The organism is Niveibacterium umoris, assembly GCF_014197015.1.
Taxonomy (GTDB): Bacteria; Pseudomonadota; Gammaproteobacteria; order Burkholderiales; family Rhodocyclaceae; genus Niveibacterium; species Niveibacterium umoris.
The window spans coordinates 1-1,655 of record NZ_JACIET010000016.1; the positions used below are offsets into that span (position 1 = coordinate 1).

General features: G+C 55.2%; 2 protein-coding genes. Both read left to right on the top strand.

The features are described from left to right. Window positions 1–663 precede the first annotated feature (663 nt). A complete protein-coding gene (locus GGR36_RS21735; RefSeq protein ID WP_207064410.1) occupies window positions 664–888 on the top strand; it encodes a hypothetical protein in 225 nt (74 codons plus the stop codon). A 120-nt stretch (window positions 889–1,008) separates the two neighbouring features. After that, window positions 1,009–1,485, top strand: a complete 477-nt coding sequence (locus GGR36_RS21570; RefSeq protein WP_183638658.1) for a DUF4262 domain-containing protein — start codon at window positions 1,009–1,011, stop codon at window positions 1,483–1,485. Window positions 1,486–1,655: the final 170 nt, after the last annotated feature.

Genomic DNA, 1,655 nt, shown 5'->3' on the forward strand with positions numbered 1-1,655 from the left:
GTCAACGCCCTAACCAGTCCGTCAACGGGACGCCAAACTGCTGCGCATTTTGGTTCCCTCCGCTGCGCTCCGGCGCCCGTTACGTCCAACGTTAGGCGATAGCCCATTGAGCATGCCCGAGAATCTCTATATTCCGCCGAAATCGCGCCACTCCATCCAGCATGCACGGGGCCCTTGGGCCGTTTCCTTGGCTCCTTTGCGAGGCATTGCAATTGCCTGCAATTGCTACATTCTATTGGCATTGGTTTGGCATATTGCGAGCTCGCAGAAACACTACAATTTCCTCGCCACTTTCTACTTCATAACAATGGCTGTTAGTAGCCTACTTGCATTGACAACCCAGAGGTTCCGCCGCCAGTTCTCGATGCTCTCCATTGGCACGAATGGTCTTATGCTTGTGGCTATTCTGGTTCTCCTGGTTCTGTGCTTAGTTCAGGCGGGGAATTTGGCTGGTCTTCCATATCTTGCAATAGCATCCGTCTGCATATGCTCCGTATCCAATCTCTGCGCGCTTTTGCTCAGACGGCGGCTGTCAAATGCTGAAGGCTCAAGTGGTCAAGCCATTGCCTAGCCAGTCCGTCAACGGGACGCCAAACTGCTGCGCAGTTTGGTTCCCTCCGCTGCGCTCCGGCGCCCGTTACGTCCAACGTTAGGCGTCGAACCATGAGCACTGAACCCAAACATCGCGCTCGGCTTTTGGTGGAATTGCCAGCGGAGCGCTATAGGGTTCTTTCGCCTGCGTGCCGCATACCGCGTGTCGGAGACTTACTCGTCCTTGATCAGGGCTTTACCGGCGCCGATGGGTTGCCAATGGTGCTGACATACTTTCCTGTGCTAGGCAATGAAAGCGAGTACGAAGCCACTGTCTACGAGTCGGAGCTCGAATGACTGTAAACCCTCGGAAACCGATGCCTAACAGTGCAGTCAACCGGACACCAAACTGCTGCGCAGTTTGGTTCCCTCCGCTGCGCTCCGGTGCCGGTTACTTTCAACGTTAGGCGATTCACCATGACCCGATCAACGTCGTCAAACGAATTTGAGCGACGGCTCCTCAATAACATTGCCGAGCACGGTTGGCATTGCAACAGCATCTCAGCGGAAGACGGCGAACCAGGCTTTACATACACAGTTGGCCTATTCCACTCATTCGGCCATCCTGAGCTGCTCGTTATTGGCCTACCTCCGAAGACCGCTCACGGCGTTCTTAGCATTGCGGCAAAGGCGGCGGCAGAGGGAAAACCATTTGATATGGGCGCCCCAACGGGCGAACTGCTCAACGACTATTCGGCTCTCTTCGTTGCTGTGCCGAGCAGCGAGTACGAGAACTATGTTCTTTCTACTCTCTGGTTCTACGAAGGAGCCCAATTCCCACTATATCAAGTGGTCTGGCCCTCAACGCAGGGGTATTTCCCTTGGCACCCTGAAGCCACTGATGACTTCAAACTCCAACAACCCGTGCTAGGTGCATATGCAGGAATCGCCTAACAAGTCCGTCAACGGGACGCCAAACTGCTGCGCAGTTTGGTTCCCTCCGCTGCGCTCCGGCGCCCGTTACGTCCAACGTTAGCCGTCCCATGATCGAGAAGTCGCAAGCAATTGAAGTCCTCGTTGAGGCCTGTCCGAGTTTCGCTCCACTTTGGGCTGCTCACTTGGCC